This is a genomic window from Ruegeria sp. CDSB113, from assembly GCF_059611045.1.
The window spans coordinates 35,630-61,794 of the sequence record NZ_JBXWOU010000019.1 but is presented as its reverse complement, the minus strand read 5'-3'; the positions used below and the strand labels follow the sequence as shown (position 1 = coordinate 61,794).

The window sequence follows — 26,165 nt, the reverse complement described above, 5'->3', positions numbered from 1 at the left end:
ATTCCCTGTAAATTGCAGGTTATCAGGGAAATCCAGCCCAAAGCGACCCCGCCAAAATGCGGCACTGAGACTGCGGCTTGAATCGTGCTCCGAGTGTACGGTCTGCTCCGTCTCTGATTGAAAGCGTACACGCCAACGCGCGGGAATTGCGGCACAATTCCGGGTCAGAAAATACAACTGAAGTGAGACAGGTATGAGTGGCGGTGCTGTCAGACGAATTCTAACCAGTCTCAGTTTGCCGTGGAAACCGCGAACCTATCCGGAACAGAGTTGACGCCACTCGCTAAGAGCGGCGGCGCGGGTCAGCTTGAAGGTGTCCCGGCTGGTGAGCGATCTTTCCTGGTTGAAGTGGTTGTAGACAGAGGAATGGACGGAGGCGAATTTCTGTAAACTTCGCATGCGCCTGAAACGCTGCATCGCGCGTTCTCTTCGTCGGAAAGGCAGGTGCGAGTTCTCGACGCGGTTGTTGAGCCGCCTGCCCGTCCTTTGTTTTTCGGTAGCACCAAGCTCTCTGAGAGCGGCCCGGTACGATGCGAAGCGATCCGTGACGACGGTTTCCACTTTACCGTATCGCCTCATCAATTTCTTAAGGAATTTCAGTGCTGCAGCTTTGTTTCGGCGTTTGGTGACAACGGCTTCCAGTACCTCGCCTTCGTGATCGACGGCCCGCCAGAGGTAGTGTCTCTTGCCATTCACCTTCACGAAAACCTCGTCCACGTGCCACTTCCATTTCGAGAACGCGCACAGCTGCTGAACACGCTTCCGCCTTATCTCAGCAGCAAACATCGGGCCAAACCTGTTCCACCAATATCGGACAGTTTCGTGGCTCACGTCGATGCCTCGCTCGTGCAGCAGATCTTCGACATTCCGAAGCGACAATGGGAACCGAACGTACAGCATGACTGCCAGACGAATGACCTCTGGACTGGTCTTGAAGTACTTGAATGGCGATTGTTTGATCATGCGCCAAGGTTACGAGAGCACCCTGCCCGCCTCAACCCAAGTTCTTCCGACAAGACCAGTCAGATGAGGCTGCTCAGAAATCCACACATTGAGCCACTCATTCTCCGAGCCGTCGCCGCTTATGACTTGGTTGGAATCACCACCCGACCGCTTAAACCTCCAAGCGAGACAGATTTTCCCAAGTCAAAGTGCGCACCATATGCATCGAGAAGATCAACCGCTATTGCCAGCCCCAGCCCGCTGCCTCTCACCGAAGTGTCAAGCCGCCCACCAGAGCGCAATGCTTCGCGTATTGCGTCCTCTGGAATACCCGGCCCGTCATCTTCGATACAGATCTCGACGCAGTATTCCCGACGTTTCGCAATCATTCTTACTTGGCCGCGACACCATTTGACTGCGTTATCCAACAAGTTTCCAAGAACCTCTTCGATATCTTGTGTATCCATGCGCACCCAGAGTTCGGGGTCGCTTTTGACGTCCAGCTTTTTGCCTTCTCTTTCGGCAATCGTTGAAAACAGCCGTGCGAGACGTTCGACTGAGTGTGAAATATCCGTGCGCGAATGCGTCAACTCAGCTGTGTTTAAAGCTCGGATGCGCGCGAGTGACCGACCGAGTTGAGCGTCGATTCGATCAAGAGCTTCGTCAGCGATATTTGTGTCGACGCCGGACTGGGACATAGCCTGCAATTCATTTCTCAGAATAGTGGCAGGTGTTTTCAAAGCATGTGCCAGATCAGCGGCTTGCCTGCGTGATCCGGACACAATGTCCCTATTGCGACGCAAAAGCTGATTCAAGTCATTAACCAAAGGGGCCACTTCCTCCGGATAATCCTTTGGTTTCAGGTCGTCATCAGCGTCCCAACGATAAGCCACATCCCTGCGCAATTTACGAAGAGGCCCCAGGATGACAGACATCAGCATCAATGAGCTCGCAACGCCGATCAGGCCAACCAACCCAAACACTGGCAGAAGACTGCGCTGTGCCGCCTGTCTTTCGTTGACCAATTGCGCCTGGCTTTCAGCAACACTTATGCCCCAGACAGTGCCATCTTCGAAGGTAATCTGTTGGTAAGCGCTGCGCAGCGCTTCGCCCTCGGGGCCCGAAGTGTTCCAAAGGGTTGCGTTTTCTGAGGCGTTGGGTGGCTCGGCGATTGTTTCATCAAACAGAGACGCCGACGTGAAAACCTCTCCGTCGCCGCTGGTGACCTGCCAGTATCTGCCGGAATATGGCGCGCTGTATGCCGGATCAAACATGAGATCACGCAGGGCATCCGGGTCTTGGGTCGTGACGCTCAGCCCGACAACAAGCTGGGTGTGGCGATCTAGAAGCGTGGCGTCGAACCTGTTTGAAACTCGGGAATCGATGAATGAAAACACCGCGAGTGTGCCCACGCCAACCGACAAAGCCCCGGACGCAATCCCCCCAAGCAATGCCCGTTGACGCAATGACAACATCAGAGTGAATCGATCATGTATCCGCGCCCCCGAACCGTCGTGATCAGGTCAGGTCCCAACTTGTTACGCAGCCGGTTTATGAAAACCGCGATGGTATTCGAGTCCCGGTCACCATTGTATTCGTAGATATGCTCTGAAAGCTCGGATCTTGGAATCAGGCGACCGGCGTTATGGGCCAGGTAAGTCAGAACAGCAATCTCCTGGGCGGTTAAATCGATCGGAACACCTTCAACAGTCACCCGTCCATTACGTGTATCAAGAATGACGTTGCCCATCTCGATAATGGGGTTAAGCTGCCCACTCTGACGGCGCAAGATGGCGCGGACACGCGCGGCCAGCTCGGGCAAATGGAATGGTTTGGTCATGTAATCATCCGCACCAGCATCCAACCCGTCGACCCGTTCGCTCCACCCATCACGTGCCGTCAGGATCAATACCGGAGTTTTTACGCCTGCGCTGCGCCAGTCGCGCAAAACAGAGATGCCATCTCGTTCCGGAAGCCCGAGATCGAGGATGATCATATCATATGGTTCTGTAGTTCCCAGATGCTGGGCGTCAATGCCATTGTGGACGATATCGACCACTCGGCCTTCAGCGTTCAGCAGCTTTTTGATCTGCTCACAAAGGTGCGGTTCATCTTCAGCGAGTAATACTCTCATACTTTTTTCTATAGGCCTGCGACCGAAATTTTAACCACTATTTTTTGCCGCCACCATTACCGTTGCCGCCGGAGTTGCCGTTACCGTTGCCACCGCTGTTGCCGTTGCCGCCAGAGTTGCCGTTGCCGTTGCCACCTGAGTTGCCGTTGCCGTTGCCACCTGAGTTGCCGTTACCGCCAGAGTTGCCGTTGCCACCGGAGTTGCCGTTGCCGCCAGAGTTACCATTGCCGTTGCCGCCGGAGTTGCCGTTACCGTTGCCGCCAGAGTTACCGTTGCCGTTGCCGCCGGAGTTGCCGTTACCATTGCCGCCGCTATTGTTGCTCTGATTGCCTTTACTGCTGGCCTGTCCTTGCGAGTTGGATTTGGCAGAATTGCCGGGTGTGGACTTGGCTGCATTGGAAATCTGGCGTCCGATATTTGAACGATTGGGCACAACCACACCGGTTTGAGCATTCACGATAACACTGATGATCTTGCCGTTGGGTTTCTTTACAAGGATCCGATAGTAGACCTTGTCAGTCTGGAACGCACGCGCATCAACCGGCGTTCCGCCAAAGACTCTTTCAACGCCTTTAAGAACCCTCTTCAACCTGATGGTGCTGCCCGACGTTGTCACTTTGCGCAATTCGGACTGCTTTAGTTCGCGCACAGCAGCATGCCCGTCCCCGACTTGGAGAAAGGCGAACAGACAAGCGATGATAAAAAATTTTCTCATCCTCAGTACTCAATATCGCGTAACTGCGCCTCAATTCTACAGATTTTAAGATGAACAGGCGATGAACGGCCGGTTCGTCGCAGGTTCAACGATAATGGGCTTAAATCTGTCAGTTAGTTCCTGATTCCGACACGAACACTCGTGCTGTCATGTTTCTACGCATTTCATCGTGTGTGGAAATTCGCATTTAACAAACGAGGACCGTCATGAAGATCAAAACGACCGGCCTAATGAAAGCCTCTGCAATAGCAATCGCTTTGCTGGGATCTACTGCAATTATTGGGGCGTTCACATTCCCCGATACCGCCTATGCCAAGCAAGGCAATGGTAACGGCGGTGGCAATGGTAACGGCGGTGGCAATGGTAACGGGGGTGGCAATGGTAACGGGGGCGACAAAGGCAACAGCGGTGGCAAAGGCCACGGCAGCAGCGCGAGTAGCGGAAAAGATAAAGGTAAAGGATCAACCGCATCCACAAACGGCGCAGGCAAAGCTGCCGGGAAATCTGGTCACAAGTCAAAAGGCTCTGAACGGAGCTCCTCGAAATCTTCCAAGAAGGGTCAATTCTCTCTGAATGGATTGTTTGGCGGCAATAAAAAACAAACTGCCAAGAAGACACAAAGGAAGGGAATTGCCGGCCTGTTCAAAGGTAGCAAGCCAGTCACCACTGCAAAACGAACAAAAACTACTTCAGTTAAGCGGTCTTTGCGCCCGCCGAGCAGGAAAGCAACGATTCTAGAAGATAGTACGCTTGCGCTTGAACCGCGCAACCTCGGCAAGTTGAACGGCGCCACTAACTCCAGCCCCAAGGCAAAGCTCGCGCATATTACCAACGGTCAGTATATGAAAGGTACGGGGCCGGTCAGCCTTGCAGCAGGCCTTGCCGTTGCGGACACCAAATTCAATCACATCATGGGTGAAAACAACACGTTGAGTCCCAAAGACGTGAAAGAAATCAACGCAGCGCTGGACTACTTGGACGAAGCCCCCCTGTCCCTGAAAGAAGCCGAGGATATCCTTGCCAATGAGGAAGCCAACCCTGGGACAACTGATCCTGAAGATTTGGAAGACGCGCAAGCCGTTAAAGATGCGCACGACTTAACCACGGATGAAGATGGTAATCCGATTGATCGACCTACGGAAGATCAGTTGGCGTCCGCAGAAGCCGTGCATCAGGCAGAAGACAACCTTTTGGATCACCACAAGGGCGGGTTTTCAGAAGATGACGCCATCGCAGCGCAGCAGCAAGACAGTGTTCTCGACGCTGTACGAGCCTCTAATCCTGACGAGGAAGCCGTCAAAACCGCTCTTGGCAATTCGTATGACGAAGACAAGTACGATGACGAAGAAGTCAGTATCGATCCGGCCGAAGAAGATCAGACGCCTGATGGAGAGGAAGAGGAAGAACTTGTTAGTAATGGCTAAGTGCTAGGTCAGAAGGGTGTTGGTAAAGACCTGGTCCGCGCCAATATCGCACGGGTTCGCATCATTCCCCAATAACCATTTGGATTCTTTACCCTGCCTCTCACTGTAAAAAAAGCCCGCTCTGATTAGAGCGGGCTTTTGCATTGGTGTTTTCCCGGGTGGGACGTGTCCCTGGAAAACTGCAGACGTCTTTATGTAGGGTCAGACGTCCTTTTTTGCTCTTTCAAACTGTTCGCTATTTACGATAGCCGTCAGAGCAATCTCGACAGGCGAGAAACGCCCGCTGCCGGATTTCGTGGTGTTCGACACGCATTTGTGCGCGGTGGAACGTGATGGTTTCATTCGTACAGGAATCGGATCCAAAGCTTTTTCAGTGGCAGACTTAATCATGCTGTTCCCCTTCCAGAGAGCCAAGCGCCCTTAACCGTCTCGGCTCGGTAGAATGAGTATGCGCGATGTTTGTTGAACACTGCGAGAACACATTGTTCATCTTTGGTTAAAGTTGTAGCCGATACGTCAACAATAGTCTAAGTTGCTCTTCGCTGCTCAAATCCCCACTGATGGTTTAAGTAACCCTTGATAGTAGATGAGCAGCAATTGTCGTATTTGGCCTTGCACCATCGCTGTGTAGTTGAACAGACAAAGGAACGTTTTGCCAACCTGTGCGGCTAACTTGGTGCTTTACAGCTATCGCATTCACTAGCCGTCAGCCGATACGTGCTGTTTCAGCATTGTTGGAGCCGCGGTCTGCATCATTTCTTCGATTTAACAAATGCAGCAGTTCAACTTGATTAGAAGCGCCCGTCTTTGAAAAAACTGAACTCAGATGCGACCGAACAGTCGTTGGGCAGACAGTCAGGGCTTCGGAAACCTTTTTGACCGTAAATCCTTCCTTCAACATGGCACAAACCCGAAATTCACACCGGCTCAGGCCTGCTGGATTTTGAGGACCCAGTATCGGAACACGTTTGTTTCCCGAAACCTCCTTAAGATGGTGATTTCGGCCCTTCTCAAAAATCGCGGAAGCTGAACCAGGCGTTCGATTGCTCCAACCGGACGCTAGTGTCGACGCCATTATGGCCAGTAAGTCCAAATCAAATTGGGCAGGCTTATGCCGGAAATGCAGCTCGATGTGATCCACATGCCCGCCACTCGTATCAAGCGGAACGATGATCACCTCACCCAAATCCTTTAAATCGCCCTCAAGATGTCGTGGTATTGCTGCTTTGTCTGCAATCAATGCATCCGACAATGTCCAAATTGAACCAGCCTTTGCCGTCGCAAAATTATCACCCAAAACCAGCTCTGCCTGAGTTTGAGATTGAGAGGGCCAGACTTTACCTTCTTCTTTGCAACACCGAGCAACGTATTTTACTTTTCGGTCCAGCTTAAATGTTCGCGCAATTAATGCAGCGTCTGCATTAACCAACTCTATTAATTTTCTTAAAGCTTGTGGAATGGAATTATTACCCGCTAAAGCGTGTGTCCATTCCATAACGAATCTGAAGCTGTTTTGCGCCTGGGCGCTTCTGGGAAAACTGACACTCATTACTCTACCAACCAAATCAGCAAACTTTGCTGGTCAAAATTTCTTTCGCAGCCCCCGCCGCAGTTACAAACTTGTTCAGGTCTCATCAGCTCAGCAACTGGTTTTTGAAGCCTCAAATGAAGATGTACAATAAAGCATGGCGCCGAACTAAATATTAATTATCTGAATTTATTACTAAAAATTCAATTTCGTGAAAATTAAACGTCGACATCCGATCGATCCAAAGAACGAGATTTTAGACTACAGTTACCCCTCGAATCACTAAATTGTTTCCAAACATGCTGATTCGAATGAATGTTAAGACCTTGTTAATGCAAGGTTTATTTTTGTCACCTTCAGGTAACTAGTGAAATTAAAAACACACTTTAAAGGTGTATTTTTCCTATTCTTCGCGGAAGGCGGGAATTTTTATCACGGCTACCGTTATTTCAGAGCCAATGCAAAATGTCTGGCTTGCGTTGCGACAAACGCAACGTGGATTTCAATTTAACCTTTCGAGGGAAACATGACCAAATTTATGAAGAAGTTTGTCAAAGAAGAAAGCGGCGCGGCAATTGTTGAATATGGCCTTGCCCTTTTGGTTGTCGCGTCAATTGCGGTTGGTGCGTTCTCGTTTTTGGGAAGTGAAACGGCCAACAACGTTGCCGCAGCTTGTAATGCGCTAAACGCACAAAATGACTGTGCGCCTACTAACTAACAATGACTGCGCACCCGCCGTCTAGGTGGGAACCGATTCTGGGATTGCAAAAAATAACAGTTTTCTGCGCCGCAACGACGCCCTCGCGGCGCAGAAAACACCGCCGGGATTTTCGACAACAAGATATTCCGTTGTTTCGAATTTTTTGAGCGTAACTTTTGGAGACAGAGATGCGTATCAGACCAGTTATTACCACATTATTCGGAATCGCAATTGCTTCGGGCTCTGTGTTCCTGGCGAAAGATCACATTCAATTTAAAACGACTGAACCCAGTGCTACGACGAACACCGATCTTGTTGAGATCTACGTCGCGCGTTCTGAAATTGCATTTGGTCAAACCATAGAAAATCATCACGTCACCACTCACCTTTGGCCCCGCGAGGCGCTGCCCGCCGGTGTATTTACCGAGCTTGGAGTACTTGTTCCGGATAATCACCGACAACTACGCCGCGCTAAGGGGCGGTTCTATCCCGGCGAGGTCATGCTTCAGTCCAAGGTTTCGAACTATGGTGAAAAGGTCACCTTGGTTCAGAAGCTTGGCGAGAACACGCGCGCAATGGCAATCAAGGTCGACGCGGTCACTGCGGTTGGCGGATTTGTCACGCCCGGTGACTGGGTCGACATCGTTCTAACTCAGGGTGCGAGCTCCGAACTGAGCGCTGTAACCATTTTGCAGAAGATCCGGGTGATCGGTGTGGATCAACAGTCCGAAGAACTGAGTGATCAACCCGGGGTCGCGCGCACGATTACGGTGGAAGTGACACCTCAGCAAGGACAGCGCCTGGCTTTGGCTCAAAAAGCCGGGACCCTGAGCCTCACTCTAAGAACGCTGGACGGTGTCGAGGATGAGCCAATGGAAATGGTTCGCCTGCGCGATCTTTTGCAAGAAGAAGGTCCAGCTGAAAAAGTCGAAACTCAACCGACGGTTAGGTTGAATCGCGGCACGGAATCCGAAGTTGTCATCATCCAGAGGAACTCCCGCGGAGCCGAAGAAGCGACGGAGGCGGAGACGACCCCCCAGACGACATCCAGCAATCAGACGGATGCCTCGTCCACCCCGATAACTGTCAGCCCAGAGATCAAGCCAAAAGCCCGCTCGATCGAAGTCAGCCAGAACTCTGCACAGTAAGTCTGCGCCATGCATTTTAAAGCCAACATATCATTCTTTGTCAGGGACGAACGCGGCACGGTCGCGATCCTTTGGGGCACAGCATTTGTTGCATTTCTCGGTTTCTTTGCGATCACGCTGGATGTTGGCCGATTGAACTCGACCCACGCAGAGTTTCAGTCCTTCGCGGACCACGTAGCCTTGGCAGCCGCTGGTGAGTTGGACGGACAACCCGACGCTATCACCCGCGCAACCAATGCAGCAACCAACTTGATCAGTGACAGCCAGACATTTGCCAACGGTCCTTCCACGCTTTCGGGCTCGTCGGATTATACGCTTTTGTTTCACTCCGCGCTGCCGGTTTCGGACCTCACGCCGTTGGGCGCAGATGTCACCACCAACCCACGAGAAGCCAAATTTGCGCAGGTCGTGTTAACACCCAAATCCCTTAGCATGAACCTTGCTTCGGCTTTGGACAGAATGCTTGGTGGAAGCGGCATATCCGCCAGTGTTTCGGCCGAGGCCGTCGCCGGTTACTCAAAAGCGGCTTGCGATATCTCACCTTTGATGTTCTGCCTGCCACCGGATTGGGAAAATACCCTGACCGTCGGCGATCAAATCTTGCTGCGCAGCGGTGGCAACGGAACCGCCTGGGGACCGGGTAATTTTGGGTTTATCGATCTGGCGACGTTTGAAGATGCCTCTGGCGTATGTGCGGACGAAGGCGGGAACAAACTTGCCTGCCTCATCGCAGCGCAAAGCCAGATTACGCAATGCGTGTTGACTAATGGTCTGGATACCGAACCGGGTCAGAAGGTCGGAATCACCAATGCGGCGTTCAATGTCCGCTTTGATATTTTCCGCTCCGTGCTTAATGGTGAGAAAAACAACCCGGACTTTGCACCGGCTCCGAACGTCATCAAAGGGATACAGAAAAAGGGGGGTGGTTCCTGCATTCAGGGTAACGAAGAGGTTACGCCTGACACGGTCGCTCTTGGTCGAGACACTTGTATGGCGGCAGGCACATGCGGTGGCAGCAACCGGTTCGGAGACGGCGTCTGGGATCGCGACGGGTATCTTAACCGGAACCATGACCTTGCAGACGGTATCGCAGACGGAATTGGCAGCGATGCTCACCTTCCGGCTCTTAGCGTAACGGATAGCGTGTTTGCTGGCACAAGATACGGAATGTATCTGCGGGAAATCGCGCACGGCAATAGCAACCCACATTCACCACCGAACGCAAATTCGATCCTGGACCCTTCGCTTGCGGAAACCGGCCGTCCGATGTGCTCGAACCAAATGTCGACTGACCCGGCCCGTCGTGTCGTAACAGCGGCAGGCATCGATTGTACCCAAAATCCGGTTTCCGGCTCGACCACGGGCGTTCCGGTTACAAAGTTTGTCGCTGTCTTCCTGACTGAACCAGTTGGGGATGATGGCGGCTCGCCACCCAGCTTTGACATCCATGGCGAAGTTGTCGGCTTCCCTGACGTTTCAGGTGTCGGCAGCGGCGGCAATGGGTTCGGCGGCATCTTTCGCGACCTCGTGCAACTGTATCGGTGATGGGACGCAGGATCATGAAAACCCGCCTCACAGACCCCCTCAAACGCTTTGCAAAAAAGGATGATGGCGCGATCCTCGTGGAATTTGGCCTCGTCATGCCAATCATGCTGCTGCTACTGGCCGTCACGCTGGAATCCGCACGCATGATGTGGTCCTACCAATCGGTCATAGCAGGCGTTCGCGACGCCAGTCGCTATCTGTCCAGGGTGACACCCGCAGATATCTGCACCTCTGGAGGCAATGTTGCGGGACTTACTACTACTTTGAAGGGCATCGTCGAGGACGACAAAAATGCCAACAGCCTGTTCCCGCCCAGCATAACGGTCAATTCGGTGACACCCAGTCTGTCCTGTGTATCAGGAACCTATCGGGTCAACCCGGCGCCTGTCGGTACGGTCAGCGCGAACATTACCATTCAATTTCCTTTGGGCGGAATCGTGTCTCTCTTTGGCAACGGGCTGTCTTCGGTGACGACTGACGTTTCGGACACTTCACGGATTTTTGGGCAATGAAAGGTCTGCTTCATATCCACACGCACATGCTTCGCAGAGGGCAGAAAGTTCTTTGGGATCAAAGCGGCGGCGTTCTTGTCGAGTTCGCCATTGTCGTTTCCCTGTTTCTGTTCCTCTTCATGGCGCTACTGGATTTCGGTCGCATGTCCTATAGCATTGCAAATGCTCAGAAAGCCTCGCAACTGGCAGCGCGCATTGCAATCGTTCGACCGCCTGCGTGCCCCGGAGTACCCACGACGCATCAGCGGGGCACCTCTACTTCGTCACCACGGTTTGGCACGTCCTGCAGTGCCTCGGCCGGGGTTTGTGCGGATCCTCAAACCCCTTCGTGTTCGGGTGTCGCAATCAATGCTACGGCCTCGGAAGTCTGGGCGCGGATTAGCCCGCTTTTGCCTCCGGATGCCACAATAGACAACTTACAGTTTCATTATGACTTCAACCCCAATCTGGGTTTCTTGGGTGGCCCGTATACTCCCATGGTCTCAGTCGAATTGAACCTTAACGATTTTCAATTCGTTTCACCGTTGGCCGCGCTGGCAAATGCCGCGGGCGCAACTAACAGCACAATATCTTCGACAGTCGGTTACTCAAACTTCAGCGTCTCGCTGCCTGCTGAAGACCTTGCATTAGGAGAGTCAGGATGAGAGATCAGAATGTTCTTACACCGAAATCGCAGGCAATTATGCTTGTTTCGGAAAACGAAGAGATCGCGCAGCTGGTTGCGGATGTCTTTCCCGTAAATGAGGAAAATAAAGTCACCAGGAACGGGGCATCGTTTCAGATGTTGAATGGAACTGCCCTCGATCTTGCATTCAAGCACGATCTGGTGATCTTTGAAATCGACCCTGATGACACAGGGGAGCTCCGCGCTATCGAGGCTGTCCTGACGCACCGCGACGATAACACCTTGTTTGTTGCACTCACTCAGAATGATCTGTCGATCACCAAGGCGCGTGAATTGTACAAGATCGGTATTGATGAGGTTTTGCCGCTGTCGATTGATGGCGAAGGTTTGAAAGCCGCAGTCAGTGAGAAACTAAATGCGCGCGCGGTTTCGCGAACCACTATTTCAGACGGTTCTTCGGCGTTGGGCAAGGTCATACCAGTCGCAAAGGCGCGCGGTGGAATCGGAGCTACAACAGTTGCTGTCAACCTCGCTTGCTCGCTTGTCGGCGGGCGAGGATCTTTCTTCAGGAAGTCCGCACAAAACCGAGTAGCCCTTTTGGATTTTGACCTTCAGTTCGGAAACTCAAATGTTTTTCTAGATCTCGAGGACAACGGCGGGTTCCTTCAACTTATCGAAAACTCTAAGATTCCTGACGATCATTTTCTGTCTTCGATCCTGCAAGAGCATGGGCTTGGCGTCGACGTTCTGTGCGCGCCTACCCCGATGGTGCCCCTACAATCGATGCGGCCTGATCTGATCGAAGGGATGCTGGACCTTCTGCAACAGCGCTATGATTATATTATAATCGACCTTCCCTGCGCCGTCGTTGAATGGGTTGAACCTATTTTCAAACGGGCCACCAAATTGGCTTTGGTTACCGATACTACTGTCCCCTGCGTGCGCCAGGCGCGGCGGTTGATTGATTTCTACCGCGAGGCAAACGTCGGCCTTCCGGTGGAGTTCGTGGTCAACAGAGAGCGGAACACATTGATCAAGCCTTCGCATGTCCGCGAGGCCGAGAAGGTATTGAAGACAAGCCTGAAACACTGGCTGCCCGAGAATTCGAAAGTTGCCAGAAACTCCGTAGATCTTGGACGGCCGATTGTGGACTTGAAGCGGCAAACGGATCTTGGAAAAGCCTTGGCAAAACTGGCCGCTGCGGTCTCGGCTGAAACTCAGCCCGTGGCAACGAAGAAAGCGTAAAAGGAGATCAACGTGTTCAACGAATTTAGATCACGCAAGGTTGCTTCCAAGTCGAATGTGCTGACACTGGATCGACCCATTGACATGCCCACCAAATCCAAGGCGACTCCTGATCCAGTAGATGTCGATCTGCAGGCGCATCTGGAACTCAAAAGCCGCTTGCATGGTGAGCTTCTGGACCGGCTCAATCTTTCAGTTATCGATAAGGTTGAACGATCGGAATTGAAGCGCCAGATCGCATCTTTGGTAACCGGTCTGATTGAGGCTGAAAACCTGCACATGCGCTCTGAGGCTTTCACTGCGCTGGTTGATGAGCTTATTCACGAAGTTATGGGTCTGGGGCCATTGGAGCCGTTGCTGGAAGACCCGACTATCAACGATATTCTCGTAAACTCTTTTGATCAGGTTTACGTCGAACGCTTTGGTCTTCTGGAGCTTTCTACTGTTCGCTTCCGCGATGAACGTCACTTGCTGCGGATTATCGACAAGATCGTCAGCAAAGTTGGTCGGCGTATCGATGAGTCTCAGCCCTGGGTTGATGCGCGCTTGGAAGACGGCAGCCGCGTTAACGCAATTATTCGGCCGTGTTCCGTCGATGGACCAGCTTTGTCAATTCGCAAATTCTCCCGCAACCCTTTAACAATAAAAAAGCTTGTTGATCAGAACAGCATGAATGATCAGGCAGCCAAACTCCTTGCGGCCCTTGTCGAAGCAAGGTTGAATATTCTCATTTCAGGCGGCACTGGCACGGGTAAAACAACCATGCTGAACGCTGTATCGTCGTTTATCGATGGCAATCAGCGTATTGTTACTATCGAAGACGCTGCCGAACTTCAGCTTCAGCAAAGCCACGTTGTTCGTCTTGAAACCCGCCCTCCGAATGCTGAAGGGCAAGGTGTAATCACCCAACGTGACCTAGTTCGCAATGCCCTGAGGATGCGGCCTGACCGCATCATCGTAGGAGAAGTTCGTGGGTCAGAGTGTTTTGACATGCTTCAAGCCATGAATACGGGCCATGACGGGTCTATGACTACCGTTCACGCAAACTCGGCGCGTGATTCACTAAGCCGGGTTGAGCAGATGGTAACAATGCTTGGCACTGACTTGCCGATGAAAACCATCCGATCACAGATTGCTTCGGCGATACAGATTGTACTCCAGCTCAGCCGCCTTAGTGACGGCTCCCGCAGAGTCGTCAGCATTTCGGAAATTACCGGCATGGAAGATGACACAATCACCATGCAGGACATTTTTGTTTTCAAACGTCGCGGCAAGTCGGAGGACGGGCAGATTCTTGGGGAATTCCTGCCTACGGGTATTCGGCCAAAATGCTTCGATCAGTTGGTTGCCGCAGGGGTCAACGTAGATACCAACATGTTTATTCGTGGGGCTATGTCGTTATGATTGACCTGCAACCGAACACCCTGAACATTCTGTTCTACATTTCGATTTTCCTTGGAATTCTTCTTGCATACGAAGGATTACAGCAGCTTTTCCTGCGCAAGGAATCCCTCAGCGAGGCCAGAAACCGGCGCATGAAGCTGATCCAGGGGGGCGCCTCGACCGATCAGGTTCTGCAATTGTTACGCGACCCTGCAATGATGGCTCCTGGCGAAAAACCCAGTTTGATCGCGCGCTTTCGACGTCTGCTTGTCCAAGCCGGGCTGACGATCAATCCGATCTGGATAGTCCTTGCAGCCACTTGTGTAGCCCTAGCGGCTTTCGTTGCAATATCCCGGCTCCTAGCCCCGGAAATTGCCGCAGTTCTTAGCGGCTTTCTGACCGTTATTCTCCCGGTGCTGGTACTGATCGCCATGAAGGATGCCCGATCCAGGAAACTGACAAAACAGTTGCCGGATGCATTGGACCTTATGGCCCGTGGCCTGAAGGTCGGACACCCGGTGGCTGTAACGGTCGGGAATGTGGCATCAGATCTTCCGGATCCGATAGGTTCCGAGTTTGGCATTATTCAAGACCAAATTAACTACGGCGACGACGTCGCAACGGCGTTTCAGGATTTCTCGAAACGTGTCGGAACAGAGGACGCAAACTATCTTGCGGTCAGCATCGGTATTCAGCACGGAACCGGCGGCAACCTTGCACGTGTCCTAAGCATTTTGTCTCAAGTCATCCGCGACCGGCAAACCATGCAAAAAAAGATCAAGGCAATCTCTGCCGAGGGCCGTCTTAGCAGCCTTATTCTTACGGTCTTGCCGGTGTTCATCTACTTCTCAATCGAGATGTCCACACCTACGTTCTACGGCGATGTGCGAAACGATCCGCTATTTCCCTATTTCGCGTGTGCGATCATCGGCCTGACAATTGCTCAAGGGCTTATTCTGAAACGGCTCGTAAAGTTCAAATTCTGAGAGGGAGCGGAAAAATGGAATTTATTCAAGGTTTTCTGAACAGCCAAGATCTTCCCCTTCAGTATCTCGTGCTGGGCGGGATCGCCGTAAGCGTATTCTTTGTAGTCCTCGGGATTTCCGGCATGACCGCAACTGATGACACGGCTGCACGCCGGATGCGGGTCGGATCAATTTCTCGGGGGCATGGCGCAGATTTCGACCTCATCCAGGGGGATAACAGCGACCCGCATGGTCTTCTAAAGGCTTTTGTGCCCTCGTCGAAACGTGAGCGTTCCAGAATTGGCAGAATGCTTAAGCAGGCTGGTATTCAGCGCAAACACGCCATCCGCACTTTCTATTTGTTTCGTGTGGTTATGGGGTTCGTGCTACCGGCCGCTTTCGTTACGGCGTTGGCATTGCCGTTAGAAATTCAGGTTCAGCTTGGTATTGCTAGTCTTTTGCAGAGCATCTCCTGGGTAAATGCATTGCAGATTGTCACCGCGCTGATGGTAGTCGGATTCTACGGCCCTGCTCTGTGGCTGCGGTACCGTATTAGAAAGCGCCGTCAGGCCATTGAACACAGTCTTCCAAATGCGCTGGACCTGTTGCAAGTAGCGATAGAGGCAGGATTAGGATTTGACGCCGCGATGGTGCGTGTGTCGCATGAAATGGCGCACGCAGCACCGGAACTTTCGCAAGAATTCACGATACTCCAACTGGAACTGCAAGCTGGCAAAGAGCGCCAAGCCGCCTTTATGGACATGGCGGAACGCGTCGGCATTGATGAGGTAAACTCCTTCGCGAACGCCTTCCTGCAATCCAACCAATACGGTACCAGCATTTCTGCTTCTCTACGGAGGTTTGCCACCGACATGCGTGTGGATCGCGAACTTCGGGCACAGGAAAAGGCCAACAAACTGCCAGTGCAGATGTCAGCTGTTATGGCCATGTGTATGATGCCCGTTCTTCTGCTGATCTGCCTTTCACCGATGGTGATCCGATGGATCAACATGTTTGGGTAAAAGCGAGGAAGACAACAGTTAGAAGTTTGACGTCAATCCGGGCGCTGCCGGTCCGTCACAGAGCCCGGAGGGTGCTGTCAGACTAATTCGAACCAGTCTCAGCTAGGCCAGTGACGCTGTCCTTTATCCCGAACAAAGTTGACGCCACTCGCTAAGAGCGGCGGCGCGGGTCAGCTTGAAGGTGTCTCGACTGGCTAGCGATCTTTCCTGGTTGAAGTGGTTGTAAACGGAGGAATGGACGGAGGCGAATTTCTGCAAGCTTCGCATACGCCTGAAACGCAGCATGGCCCGTTCTCTTCGCCGAAACGGCAGGTGCGAGTTCTCGTCGCGGTTGTTGAGCCACCTGCCCGTCCTTTGTTTTTCGGTAGCGCCAAGCTCTCTGAGCGCGGCTCTGTATGAGGCGAAGCGATCCGTGACGACGTTTTCCGCTTTTCCGTGCCGCTTCATCAATTTCCTGAGGAATTTCAGTGCAGCCTGCTTGTTTCGGCGTTTGGTGACAACGGCTTCCAGCACCTCGCCCTCGTGATCAACTGCACGCCAGAGATAGCGGCGTTTGCCATTCACCTTCACAAAGACTTCGTCCACGTGCCACTTCCATTTCGAGAACGCGCACAGCTGCTGCACCCGCTTCCGCCTGATCTCAGCAGCAAACATCGGGCCGAACCTATTCCACCAGTATCGGACAGTTTCGTGGCTCACGTCGATGCCTCGCTCGTGCAGTAAATCTTCGACATTCCGAAGCGAGAGTGGAAACCGAATATACAGCATCACCGCAAGGCGGATAATCTCAGGGCTGGTTTTGAAGTATTTGAATGAGGCAGGTCTGGTCATGAACAAAAGCTACGCAACCGCCCTACCGCTCTCAAGCAAAGTTCTTCTGACAAGACCGTACTGGAGTAGATTTCAACGTTTTGGGATTAGCAGAGGGCGTCGCACCTCTTAAACACACCTCAATCTGCATTTCAGGCAGTGCGAAAAGCAATCATTGTCAAGTCATCCAAGCGTTCTTCCTTCGTACTATAGTCTTGAAAAGCGCTGTGAATAGCCGACAATAGCTCTTCCGAACACGACCACTCTTCCTGTTCAAATACAGATACAACTCTCTGAAAACCAAAAGCTAAACGTTTTTCTCCACCTAATTGGTCAATCAAGCCGTCAGTTGAAACAAAAAAATCTGTGATTTGATCCAATTGAACTTCGTGTTCGAAAAATTTTGGGCCAATTGGAGTATCCACATACCCAATGCTCAGCTTGTCACCTCGGATTCGGTCAATGCCGGTATTGGATTTGACCAAAAGAGACATATGCGCACCTGCAAACGTCGCTATCCCTTTTGCTGAATCGATCTGGCATATCGCAGCGTCCATGCCGTCGTTGGAAGCCCCGTTTGCAGTATCCTGATTTAGAAGTGCACGCGTCAAATCGCTCAACTTGGACAGTGCCAGCGACGGGCTAAGCATTTCATTTTCGAAGTAGAGCCGCTCAAGAGAAGCGATTGCTAACATAGTCATGAAACCCCCAGGAACGCCATGACCTGTACAATCAATTACGGCGAGCGTCGAAATTGGGCCATCCGACTTAATCCAGTAGATATCTCCGCCAACCAAATCGCGAGGTTCCCATTTAACAGCAAAATCGGCAAATGCGGCATCACACTGACTTGTCGTGGGTAACAAACCCTGTTGAATTCGCGTGGCATAATTTACGCTTGCGACGATCTTATGGTGCGCCTCTCGGATTTCGTTGACTCGTTCAACCTCTCGATCCAGCATTGAATTATAGCTTTGAACTACTTTGCCAATCTCATCTTCCGACTCGTATGGGACAATCTGAGGGTCATCGTATCGCTCAAATCTTTCGATGGCCTTCAACATTTGGCCGAGAGGTCTGTTGATGAGCCATAAAAATGCAGCAGCGCCTGCTAAGATCAGTGCAAATCCGCCGAGAATTCCAAGAAGGACCACAACGCCTACTTCTGTCCTTAGCTCATTGTTCAAGATCTCCTGATCAATTCGGGCCAACATCGTGGTCGGCCCTGCTGCCGTGGGAACAGTAACGACGATGTCTAAGCCAGGTTTTTTTATTTTGTCGCATCCTATAGCAGGCCAGGAAACCAGAGTTTCTGAGCTTTGTTCTAAACTCTGTTCAGCGCAGATAACGTAAGGAAAACCCGAATAGACCGCCAGCAGGCTCGTTGCTTGCGCAAGATTTCCTGCTTCAACCAATTCAGCCAACGGGCGCGCGATACGATTGGAAATCGTTGCAACTTCCGCCGCAACCTGATCTGTTTGAGCTTGCCTTTTGAATTCATAGTAAAAGAGAAGCACAATGGCGTTTAGCACACCTCCGAGCAGGAGGGTCGCCAGAATATGCTTCAGGAATATTCGGCGCTTCAAGAATGTCCAGAGTTTATGCACTAAATGCCTCTATAGTGTCCGGCATTTAGTTCCCGATGTTCTTCATCGCGGCCTGAAGAGCGTCACGATTATTGACGATCATCTGTACAACTTTGTAGTCCCCGGAAACTTCCCGAACTAGAAAGTCTGCGGTCACGGTGTCGCCACCTTCGGTTATCATTTCAGAGCAGACGAAATAGTCACTTCCCGCAAGAATAACCATTGGATGAACATTTGCAGGATAAACGGTTTCAAACGCGTTGGTGGTCGTGTCCAGATAAGTGTAAGAACCGTCGACCATCACTCCATCAACATGTGAAATCATGGCGGATTGGAGCTTTGCCTTGACTTCAGTTGGAATGTCGGCCGCTGCTGCCGGGTTGGACGATATTACTACGGCGACCATACACAATAGCCTAATCATGCTAACCTCCCCACTAATAACACTGCACAATTGATACACTAAAAATGCATAAATGTGTATCTTATGATATTAAGGCCTGAATTGAACTTGGTTCCACCCAAGCATGACCAAGGGGAACAAATGCTTGCAAGCGAAGTCTACGAACTGCGCGCGAACCTGCGCCGACAAGGCGTTGTCTTTGCATACAGTGGTTATGTAACTGAAGGTATCCTCAGCGGTGTTGGCGATGCGTTAAAGCAGAAATTAGTGTCTGAAGACGCTGACACCAAAACTCTCCGAAGTGTTTTCGCTGTTTTTGTCGAGCAAATGCAGAACATCATCAGATATTCTGTTGAACGACTACCGACCGACGGTGAGACTGAGGTGCTGGACATAAGTTACGGCATTGTGACCATCGGAAACGAGGCCGGCGGCTATGTCGTTCATGCGGGCAATCTGATCCTTTTAAGTGACGTAGACAACATGCGAAGACGGCTTTCAGAACTACGCGCCATGAATCGTGAGGAACTTAGGGCCGCATACAAAGACCAACTCCGGTCAGAAACTGACGCTGTCGGCAATAGTGCAGGCATCGGGTTAATTGAAATTGCGCGTCGAGCGTCAAAGCCAATCGAATTTGATTTTATGCGGATTGACGATCAGCACGCATTCTTCGCACTCAAAGCGACGGTTTAAGAGGGTACGGATGCAAAATATTGATATCCCGGCAACAAACCGCACTCCGGCCGTCGCGTTCGATTTTGACGTTGGCCACCTCAAACTGATTGGGGAGTCCTACCCTGAGGATGTTACGACCTTCTACAACCCGTTGTTTGATGCTTTGAAAAGTTGGTTGTCGGATGGCTCAATATCCAAATGTCGATTTGAATTTGAACTCATCTATTTCAATTCGTCCAGCGCCAAGGCCATCATGATGATCATGGAGCTTTTGGATTCCGCTGCTGAGGCGGGGAAAAGCGTTGACGTCTATTGGTTTCACGACCCCGAAGACGAGACCATGGAAGAACTTGGGGAGGAGTTTGGGGAGGACCTGAAACATGCCAAATTCACACTGGAAAAGTTGTTGGATCGATGACAATCGACGATCTCTTTGTTCGCGAGAATGAGGCTTTGGAAGTCGCGGAAGCAGCTTTAAACAGTGGACAATTTCCGAATGATGAAACGCGCAAGTCAATTGAAAACCTTGTCGGAGAATACAGAAAGCTGCTCAGAACCACGCGGCGCATGATGCGATTGAGTGATCGCAACGAGCGGGAATTGAATGCATTAGCCGAAAAACAGCGCATCGCCGCCGAAGAGGTTACCCAAAAAAACCAAGAGCTTGAGGCATTGTCAGGAAAGCTTGCCAAATACTTATCGCCTCAAGTCTACAACTCGATCTTTTCCGGTCGCCAAGAAGTTAAACTCGCGAGTAAGCGAAAAAAGCTGACAGTGTTTTTCTCGGACGTCGCCGGCTTCACAGAGCTTACGGATCAGATGGAGTCGGAAGACTTAACAGAACTCCTGAACAGCTACCTGACCGAAATGGCGGAAGTCGCTCTGAACCACGGTGCGACGATAGATAAGTTTATCGGCGACGCAATCCTTGTCTTCTTTGGAGACCCGGAGACTAAAGGTGTGCGGGAAGATGCTTTGGCATGCGTGAGAATGGCAATTGCAATGCGAGACAAGTTGGCAGAGTTGCAGGCAAAATGGAGGCGTCAAGGAATTAGACAACAGTTACAATGCCGTATTGGTATCAATACCGGCTTTTGTACTGTCGGAAACTTTGGGAGTGACGACCGTATGGACTACACCATTATTGGTGGGGCTGTAAACGTAGCTTCTAGGTTGGAGCATCAAGCCGACGAGGGTGCGATTTATATCTCGTACGAAACTTGGGCGCACGTAAACCACGAAGTAGAAACAGAAAAAGTCGGCGCCATCCAGGTAAAGGGTGTGGCTCAACCTGTCATGACCTACCGTGTCTTAGGTCAAAAGAATTCGAGACCGCGCGTAGAAAAAGTTGTATACGAAAACCCGAATTTTCGAATGATGTTAGACCCGAGCTCAATGACATCAGAAGAACGCGCCGCGAGCTTAGAAATACTCAAGTTGGCGCTTGCTACACTCCGCAAAAACGAACACTGAAGTCGGGCAGCCAGTGTTTGAAGTGTTTTGGCAACATCTCTGGAAGGTGCTGTCAGACGAATTCTAACCAGTCTCAGTTTGCTGCGGAAACCGCGAACCTATCCGGAACAGAGTTGACGCCACTCGCTAAGTGCGGCGGCGCGGGTCAGCTTGAAGGTGTCTCGGCTGGCTAGCGATCTTTCCTGGTTGAAGTGGTTGTATACGGAGGAATGGACGGAAGCGAATTTCTGTAAACTTCGCATGCGCCTGAAACGTTGCATAGCGCGTTCGCGTCGTCGAAACGGCAGGTGCGAATTCTCAACCCGGTTGTTAAGCCACCTTCCCGTCTGTTGTTTTTCGAGCGCGCCCAGCTCTCTGAGCGCAGCCTTGTAGGATGCGAAGCGATCTGTGACTACTTCTTCAGCTTTGCCGTGGCGTTTCACTAATTTCTTAAGAAATTTCAACGCTGCAGCTTTGTTTCGGCGTTTGGTAACAACCACTTCCAGCACTTCACCTTCGTGATCGACGGCACGCCAGAGATAGTGGCGTTTGCCATTCACCTTCACAAAGACCTCGTCCACGTGCCACTTCCATTTTGAAAAGGCTCGGAGTTGCTGAACACGCTTTCGTCTGATCTCGGCAGCAAACATTGGGCCAAACCTGTTCCACCAATATCGGACAGTTTCGTGGCTCACGTCGATGCCTCGCTCATGCAGCAGATCTTCGACATTCCGAAGCGAGAGTGGAAACCGAATATACAGCATCACCGCCAGGCGGATGATCTCAGGACTGGTTTTGAAGTACTTGAAGGTGGCAGGTCTGGTCATGGGCAAAAGCTACGCAACTGCCCTGCCCCGCTCAAGCAAAGTTCTTCTGACAAGACCTTTCTCCCTTGGGAATAGCTCCCAATCATCTTTCAAAGCGTTTTTGGAAATAGCCGGCCCAATATGCGTTCTTGCAGTTTTGCTTGCCTATAGCCTTCATAAGGCTTCTGCCGCGAGCTACGCATCGATCCTCATGTGAAACAATTTAGCTTCGACCGAGATGCCAGGTTCTTTGCTTAAAGATGTTGCAACAACTACTGGTCTTAAAGCGGGCATTCGCTTCAATTGCCACAAAGTCTGACCGCTAAAAACACAATTCATGACCAGACTGCTCCAGAGGTCTTCAAATTCAGACCGACGTGAACACAGGCTAGGGCATGATTGTTCGTTGGTTCATTAAATGAAGTCTCCAAAGAAAATGTAACAAATGCAACAACAGTATGAGTTCAGTGAAATTGAAGGAACACCGCGTGAAGATCTATTCTGTATTCGTTTGGATGCTGGCCCTGACCTTGATGGTTGGCGTCATCGATGTGGCTTCCGCCAAAGAAAAAGGCGGGAAGTCAAAAGACAAGAAAGTTCAGTTGGATGGCAAGCCGGATAAGGGTCAGAAAGCTGTGCCGCCAGGGCAAATAAAGCGCTATACAAGAGGAGCCAAACTTCCTGCCGACTTGGATTACTCGGACATCGGCGACCTTTCCAACTGGAAATTGAAACCTCCAGGAAAAGGAAATCGTTACATACGCGTCAACGATGAAATTTTGGAAGTTTCTGATGATCTTTCGACTGTCGTCGACGCCGTTGGCATCGTTGGTGACCTTGCTAAGTAAAACGGCTGAATCATAACCCCTGGACTCAACGCGGTCAGCTGATTGATTTGGTCAGATGTCGGCTTTTGGACGGATAGCAGACCCAACGTTGCAAAGCGCCAACGTCCGCCTTGCGGGACAAAGTGAACCTTCGCTGCGGTGGAGCGAATGTCGGCTTTGTAGCTTCAGAAACTGATTGAGATCTAATCCCCTCGGCCTAACCTTCGCTCTTAGGCAATGCTTGCCTCAGTACTTTGGTGCCTTTTGCGTATTTCCGAAACACAATTGACAATTTTGGACGCTGTTATACAAAATCGGCCATGACGCAGCCAATAGATCGCAAGCTAGACATAGTTGTTTTGGTGAGTTCGCATTTTAATGTTTCGGCGACAACGTCTTTCGTGGATCCATTCAGAGTAGCAAATTACCTGACAGGTTCGGCTCGTTTTTCTTGGACCTATGTCTCAGACCCCGGTGGTCCAATTGAATCCAGCAGCGGCTTGGTCGTTGACACTGCCCCATTGGCGGAGGTGGTGGCGCGCAAGCCTTGGATGGTTCTGGTGAGTACAAGTTGGACACCTGAGCGTCACGGGACTCCTCAGTTCAAGGTAGCCCTGCAGAAATGGGAATCGGGTGGAGCAATCGTTGGTGGTTTGGATACCGGCGCGATTGTTCTTGCGACGGCTGGACTACTCAAAGGAAAGACCGCAACGGTTCACTATGAACACATCGACGCCTTTGCCGAAACGGCCCATGACACCACCGTGTCGGAGAACATGATTATTATGGATGGAAAGATTTTCACTTGTTGCGGGGGTTCTGCTGCAACAGATCTGGGACTGCGGTTTGTACATTCTGTCGCTGGTGAGAGTATCGCCAATGCATCTGCTCGATACCTTATTCATCACAACGTGCGCGGTGAAGGCCAATCACAGAACCCCAAAGACGTGGAGCCGCTGGGGTATGTCACCTCTGGGGTGGTAAGGGACGCGATCGACTTGATGGAGGCGCATTTGGAGGCCACTTTGCCGATCCCTGAAATATCAGCGAAGTTGAAGATTTCGCAACGACAACTTAGCCGATTGTTTCAGCAATATGTCCATAAGTCGCCGGTCGAGTATTACCGCGACATACGCCTTGATCGCGCGCGCGGATTAGTGACGCAAACTGAGCTTAAGTTCAGCGAGATTGCGGAGGCATCAGGGTTTAATGGACAGGTTCATTTCAGCCGGGCATACCGCAAACGATTTGGATTGACACCCAGTGCGGATCGCATTGAAGGCCGCACCCCGTTCGAGTTTCGCGCTTGGCCAATGTTCAAGCCTGACATCAAGTCCGAAGGTGTTGGGTAGCTTTTTGCATCGCCGTAAGCATCTTGTCGCGTTGCGCTGATAACTCTTCGGTACTTTGCCCCTGAGTTTGATCGTTAATGCCATCGACCAGTTTATTGATGACATCCTCATCAAGACGAGGGTCGCCCAGGTCGTCCCACCAGCCATTGAATGTGTCTTTGAAATGGTCACAGAAAGCCTGCAGGCCACCATCGCCTGCGCCTAAGTGAAAAAGGGTTGTCGGACCCATCGCCGCCCATCGCAGCCCCGGGCCAGCCCACATCGCTTTATCGATGTCTTCGACACTGGCAACACCTTCGACCGCCATATGAACGGCCTCGCGCCAAACTGCGGCTTGCAAACGGTTCGCGACATGTCCTGGCATGCCTTTCTTGATCCGGATCGTGATCTTACCAATGTCTTTGTAGAAAGCTTCTGTGCGGTCCAAGACATCTGAACCGGTGGAATCGTTGACGGTCAATTCGACCAATGGGATGAGATGCGGTGGGTTAAATGGATGACCTAGGATCAATTTGCTGGGATCGCGCCATCCCTCTTGCAAAGCTTCAAGCGTCAGGCCGGAAGTTGAGCTGGAAACTATTGCGTTAGGGTTCAACTCTGGCTCAATCCCGGCATAGGTCGAATGCTTGATTGGCAGTCTTTCTGGCACGTTCTCCTGAACAAATTGCGCGCCCTGGACAGCCGTTTCGGCGGTTGAAACGAAAGTGATAGCGTCGGGTGTGGCCCTATCTGTGAGGTTCAACTCGTCCAGTGCCGGCCAGGCTTTTTCGATATAAGAGCGAACGGATGCTTCGGTATTCGGATCGGGGTCAAAGACCGTCACGCTACGGCCCGAGGCGAGAAACAACGCTGCCCAGCTTGCCCCTATCACACCGGCTCCAAGAATGGCGGTTCTTTCAATTTCTGACATCATAACAGTCCCGGATTAAGGGGGGAGGCCGCTGTCAAGCCACCGTCCACCGTGAACAACTGGCCGGTTGCAAAAGACGAGTCGTCAGAAGCCAGCCACACAGCCATCGCTGCAATATCGGCAGGTTTGCCAAAGCGTTTGACCGCGTGGCGAGCCAACGCGTCGGATTTGGCCTTTTCCGGGTCATGCGCGAGGTCGAACGCTGCGTCCAGCATGCCTGTTTCAATCCATCCCGGGCAGATCGCATTGCAGCGCACCGCTGGTCCGTGGTCCACTGCGATAGAGCGTGTGAGCCCATGCACAAACGCTTTTGACGCATTGTAGAGCGCCATCGATGGGTCCGCGGCATTGCCCGAGATCGAACCGATGTTGATGATCGAGCCACCTTGCGACATTTCTGGAATGAAGGCGCGACAACAGTTAAAAACGCCTCGCGCATTTACGCCCATCACCAAGTCCCAATCCGCGTCCGAGCTTTCGGTAACAGTTTTTTCGACCTGAACGCCGGCGTTGTTTACAAGGATATCAGTTCCACCGACTATACTGACGATCTCTGCAACCGCTTCGGCGTCAGACACATCCAGTGTGTACCAAATTACGTTTTCCGGCAGATCATCGGGTTGAGGGCCGCGCCCGCAGGCAGTGACAGCGGCCCCTTCAGCCATGAACGCCTCAACAATGCCCCGCCCAATGCCCTGCTTGCTGCCTGTAACAAAGGCGCGTTTTCCAGCCAACCGCATCAGTGTGCCACCATGACGTGACGGATCGCAGTATAAGCGTCCAATGCATAAACCGACATATCACTGCCCGTGCCCGAGCCTTTCATCGCGGCCCATGGCATCTCGGGGGTCGCGACCCCATGCGTGTTTACCCACGTAAACCCATAGCGCAGCTTGGATGTCATTTGCATCGCGCGCCCAACATCTCGTGTCCAGACCGATGAGGCCAACCCGTAAGGCCCTTTGTTGGCGATTTTCAACGCCTCTTCTGCGTCAGAAAAACGCGACACTGTTACAACAGGCCCAAACACCTCATTGCAGGCTATCTCCGCAGTATTGTCTACGTCGGCGATGACTGTCGGCTGGTAGAAAAACCCGTTTTCTTCGCCAAACGTCCCCCCGGTAACGACTTCTGAATTGTCTCGCGCGCGGTCTACAAAACCTGCAACTCGATCCTGCTGAGAGGCAGAAACAAGCGGTCCCATTTCTGTTCCCTCGGCTTTCGGCGCACCAATCTGGATCTGACCGACCTGATCAGCAAGGGCTGCCACAAGCCTGTCGTAAACACTGTCTGCAACCATCACGCGGCAAGGCTGTGCGCAGTCCTGATCGGCATTGAAGTAACTGCCATAACGGATCGTCTCGGCCACGGCGTCAAGATCAGCATCACCAAAGACAATGACCGGCGCCTTGCCGCCCAATTCGCCATTGATCAACATTTTCGTCTGCATAAG

General features: G+C 51.8%; 28 protein-coding genes. 15 read left to right on the top strand and 13 right to left on the bottom strand.

Going from position 1 to position 26,165, the window contains the following annotated elements; all coding sequences use genetic code 11:
* Positions 1-255: 255 nt before the first annotated feature.
* From AC2FIS_RS22030 to AC2FIS_RS22015, 4 genes are all read right to left on the bottom strand, one after another.
* Positions 256-963: an IS6 family transposase gene (locus AC2FIS_RS22030; RefSeq protein ID WP_496775413.1), complete on the bottom strand. Its 708-nt coding sequence runs from the start codon at positions 961-963 to the stop codon at positions 256-258.
* Positions 964-1,082: 119 nt separating this feature from the next.
* Positions 1,083-2,354: a sensor histidine kinase gene (locus tag AC2FIS_RS22025; protein WP_496775411.1), complete on the bottom strand. Its 1,272-nt coding sequence runs from the start codon at positions 2,352-2,354 to the stop codon at positions 1,083-1,085.
* A 62-nt stretch (positions 2,355-2,416) separates the two neighbouring features.
* Complete coding sequence (locus tag AC2FIS_RS22020; protein WP_058278674.1) at positions 2,417-3,076, bottom strand: response regulator; 660 nt, start codon at positions 3,074-3,076, stop codon at positions 2,417-2,419.
* Between the two features lie 37 nt (positions 3,077-3,113).
* On the bottom strand, positions 3,114-3,791 hold the full coding sequence (locus AC2FIS_RS22015; protein ID WP_496775410.1) for a PepSY domain-containing protein: 678 nt from the start codon (positions 3,789-3,791) through the stop codon (positions 3,114-3,116).
* 206 nt (positions 3,792-3,997) lie between these two features.
* On the opposite strand from AC2FIS_RS22015, the gene AC2FIS_RS22010 reads away from it, so the two are divergent.
* On the top strand, positions 3,998-5,215 hold the full coding sequence (locus tag AC2FIS_RS22010; protein ID WP_496775408.1) for a hypothetical protein: 1,218 nt from the start codon (positions 3,998-4,000) through the stop codon (positions 5,213-5,215).
* Between the two features lie 201 nt (positions 5,216-5,416).
* Here the strand turns inward: AC2FIS_RS22010 and AC2FIS_RS22005 are convergent, their stop codons facing one another.
* Both AC2FIS_RS22005 and AC2FIS_RS22000 read right to left on the bottom strand, forming a co-directional pair.
* Positions 5,417-5,605, bottom strand: a complete 189-nt coding sequence (locus tag AC2FIS_RS22005) for a hypothetical protein (RefSeq protein WP_282120596.1) — start codon at positions 5,603-5,605, stop codon at positions 5,417-5,419.
* A 316-nt stretch (positions 5,606-5,921) separates the two neighbouring features.
* The gene (locus AC2FIS_RS22000; RefSeq protein WP_282120595.1) at positions 5,922-6,764 is read right to left on the bottom strand and encodes a helix-turn-helix transcriptional regulator; all 843 of its coding nucleotides are present in this window, start codon (positions 6,762-6,764) and stop codon (positions 5,922-5,924) included.
* Between the two features lie 505 nt (positions 6,765-7,269).
* On the opposite strand from AC2FIS_RS22000, the gene AC2FIS_RS21995 reads away from it, so the two are divergent.
* The 9 genes from AC2FIS_RS21995 to AC2FIS_RS21955 all read left to right on the top strand — a co-directional run bounded on the left by AC2FIS_RS21995 (position 7,270) and on the right by AC2FIS_RS21955 (position 15,888).
* Complete coding sequence (locus AC2FIS_RS21995) at positions 7,270-7,461, top strand: Flp family type IVb pilin (RefSeq protein WP_282171115.1); 192 nt, start codon at positions 7,270-7,272, stop codon at positions 7,459-7,461.
* A 170-nt stretch (positions 7,462-7,631) separates the two neighbouring features.
* The gene (gene cpaB / locus AC2FIS_RS21990) at positions 7,632-8,591 is read left to right on the top strand and encodes a Flp pilus assembly protein CpaB (protein WP_496775406.1); all 960 of its coding nucleotides are present in this window, start codon (positions 7,632-7,634) and stop codon (positions 8,589-8,591) included.
* A 9-nt stretch (positions 8,592-8,600) separates the two neighbouring features.
* On the top strand, positions 8,601-10,136 hold the full coding sequence (locus tag AC2FIS_RS21985) for a TadE/TadG family type IV pilus assembly protein (RefSeq protein WP_496775404.1): 1,536 nt from the start codon (positions 8,601-8,603) through the stop codon (positions 10,134-10,136).
* A gap of 14 nt (positions 10,137-10,150) precedes the next feature.
* Positions 10,151-10,648 carry a TadE/TadG family type IV pilus assembly protein gene (locus tag AC2FIS_RS21980; RefSeq protein WP_496775402.1) on the top strand — a complete coding sequence of 166 codons (498 nt, stop codon included), beginning with the start codon at positions 10,151-10,153 and terminating at the stop codon, positions 10,646-10,648.
* Positions 10,645-11,292: a TadE/TadG family type IV pilus assembly protein gene (locus AC2FIS_RS21975; protein WP_058278681.1), complete on the top strand. Its 648-nt coding sequence runs from the start codon at positions 10,645-10,647 to the stop codon at positions 11,290-11,292. Before AC2FIS_RS21980 ends, AC2FIS_RS21975 begins: the two co-directional genes overlap by 4 nt.
* Positions 11,289-12,518, top strand: coding sequence for a CpaE/TadZ family protein (locus tag AC2FIS_RS21970; protein WP_496775401.1), 1,230 nt, complete (start codon positions 11,289-11,291; stop codon positions 12,516-12,518). The genes AC2FIS_RS21975 and AC2FIS_RS21970 overlap by 4 nt, the downstream gene beginning before the upstream one ends.
* A 12-nt stretch (positions 12,519-12,530) precedes the next feature.
* Positions 12,531-13,922, top strand: a complete 1,392-nt coding sequence (locus AC2FIS_RS21965) for a TadA family conjugal transfer-associated ATPase (RefSeq protein WP_058278683.1) — start codon at positions 12,531-12,533, stop codon at positions 13,920-13,922.
* On the top strand, positions 13,919-14,887 hold the full coding sequence (locus tag AC2FIS_RS21960; RefSeq protein ID WP_496775399.1) for a type II secretion system F family protein: 969 nt from the start codon (positions 13,919-13,921) through the stop codon (positions 14,885-14,887). Before AC2FIS_RS21965 ends, AC2FIS_RS21960 begins: the two co-directional genes overlap by 4 nt.
* Positions 14,818-15,888: a type II secretion system F family protein gene (locus AC2FIS_RS21955; RefSeq protein ID WP_496775398.1), complete on the top strand. Its 1,071-nt coding sequence runs from the start codon at positions 14,818-14,820 to the stop codon at positions 15,886-15,888. Before AC2FIS_RS21960 ends, AC2FIS_RS21955 begins: the two co-directional genes overlap by 70 nt.
* A gap of 123 nt (positions 15,889-16,011) precedes the next feature.
* On the opposite strand, the gene AC2FIS_RS21950 is transcribed toward AC2FIS_RS21955, so the two are convergent.
* The 3 genes from AC2FIS_RS21950 to AC2FIS_RS21940 all read right to left on the bottom strand — a co-directional run bounded on the left by AC2FIS_RS21950 (position 16,012) and on the right by AC2FIS_RS21940 (position 18,708).
* Positions 16,012-16,719 (bottom strand): IS6 family transposase, encoded by a 708-nt coding sequence (locus tag AC2FIS_RS21950; RefSeq protein WP_496775396.1) that lies wholly within the window; start codon positions 16,717-16,719, stop codon positions 16,012-16,014.
* Positions 16,720-16,850: 131 nt separating this feature from the next.
* Entirely contained in the window at positions 16,851-18,305 is a 1,455-nt protein-coding gene (locus AC2FIS_RS21945) for a SpoIIE family protein phosphatase (protein WP_496699991.1), read from the bottom strand.
* 25 nt (positions 18,306-18,330) lie between these two features.
* On the bottom strand, positions 18,331-18,708 hold the full coding sequence (locus AC2FIS_RS21940; protein WP_496699989.1) for a hypothetical protein: 378 nt from the start codon (positions 18,706-18,708) through the stop codon (positions 18,331-18,333).
* Positions 18,709-18,828: 120 nt separating this feature from the next.
* On the opposite strand from AC2FIS_RS21940, the gene AC2FIS_RS21935 reads away from it, so the two are divergent.
* The 3 genes from AC2FIS_RS21935 to AC2FIS_RS21925 are packed head-to-tail and all read left to right on the top strand — an operon-like array spanning position 18,829 to position 20,838.
* Positions 18,829-19,383 carry a SiaB family protein kinase gene (locus tag AC2FIS_RS21935; protein WP_108860847.1) on the top strand — a complete coding sequence of 185 codons (555 nt, stop codon included), beginning with the start codon at positions 18,829-18,831 and terminating at the stop codon, positions 19,381-19,383.
* A 10-nt stretch (positions 19,384-19,393) separates the two neighbouring features.
* The gene (locus AC2FIS_RS21930; protein WP_282151851.1) at positions 19,394-19,783 is read left to right on the top strand and encodes a DUF1987 domain-containing protein; all 390 of its coding nucleotides are present in this window, start codon (positions 19,394-19,396) and stop codon (positions 19,781-19,783) included.
* Positions 19,780-20,838 (top strand): adenylate/guanylate cyclase domain-containing protein, encoded by a 1,059-nt coding sequence (locus tag AC2FIS_RS21925; protein ID WP_496699987.1) that lies wholly within the window; start codon positions 19,780-19,782, stop codon positions 20,836-20,838. The genes AC2FIS_RS21930 and AC2FIS_RS21925 overlap by 4 nt, the downstream gene beginning before the upstream one ends.
* A 98-nt stretch (positions 20,839-20,936) precedes the next feature.
* On the opposite strand, the gene AC2FIS_RS21920 is transcribed toward AC2FIS_RS21925, so the two are convergent.
* Positions 20,937-21,644, bottom strand: a complete 708-nt coding sequence (locus AC2FIS_RS21920; RefSeq protein ID WP_496699986.1) for an IS6 family transposase — start codon at positions 21,642-21,644, stop codon at positions 20,937-20,939.
* 467 nt (positions 21,645-22,111) lie between these two features.
* On the opposite strand from AC2FIS_RS21920, the gene AC2FIS_RS21915 reads away from it, so the two are divergent.
* Both AC2FIS_RS21915 and AC2FIS_RS21910 read left to right on the top strand, forming a co-directional pair.
* On the top strand, positions 22,112-22,471 hold the full coding sequence (locus AC2FIS_RS21915; RefSeq protein ID WP_145974847.1) for a hypothetical protein: 360 nt from the start codon (positions 22,112-22,114) through the stop codon (positions 22,469-22,471).
* 299 nt (positions 22,472-22,770) lie between these two features.
* The gene (locus AC2FIS_RS21910) at positions 22,771-23,802 is read left to right on the top strand and encodes a GlxA family transcriptional regulator (protein WP_496775395.1); all 1,032 of its coding nucleotides are present in this window, start codon (positions 22,771-22,773) and stop codon (positions 23,800-23,802) included.
* On the opposite strand, the gene AC2FIS_RS21905 is transcribed toward AC2FIS_RS21910, so the two are convergent.
* The 3 genes from AC2FIS_RS21905 to AC2FIS_RS21895 are packed head-to-tail and all read right to left on the bottom strand — an operon-like array spanning position 23,780 to position 26,162.
* The gene (locus AC2FIS_RS21905) at positions 23,780-24,712 is read right to left on the bottom strand and encodes a 3-hydroxyacyl-CoA dehydrogenase NAD-binding domain-containing protein (protein ID WP_496775393.1); all 933 of its coding nucleotides are present in this window, start codon (positions 24,710-24,712) and stop codon (positions 23,780-23,782) included. The two genes, AC2FIS_RS21910 and AC2FIS_RS21905, sit on opposite strands and share 23 nt — an antisense overlap.
* Positions 24,712-25,452 carry an SDR family NAD(P)-dependent oxidoreductase gene (locus tag AC2FIS_RS21900; RefSeq protein WP_496775392.1) on the bottom strand — a complete coding sequence of 247 codons (741 nt, stop codon included), beginning with the start codon at positions 25,450-25,452 and terminating at the stop codon, positions 24,712-24,714. Before AC2FIS_RS21900 ends, AC2FIS_RS21905 begins: the two co-directional genes overlap by 1 nt.
* On the bottom strand, positions 25,452-26,162 hold the full coding sequence (locus AC2FIS_RS21895; protein WP_496775390.1) for an aldehyde dehydrogenase family protein: 711 nt from the start codon (positions 26,160-26,162) through the stop codon (positions 25,452-25,454). Before AC2FIS_RS21895 ends, AC2FIS_RS21900 begins: the two co-directional genes overlap by 1 nt.
* Positions 26,163-26,165 lie beyond the last annotated feature (3 nt).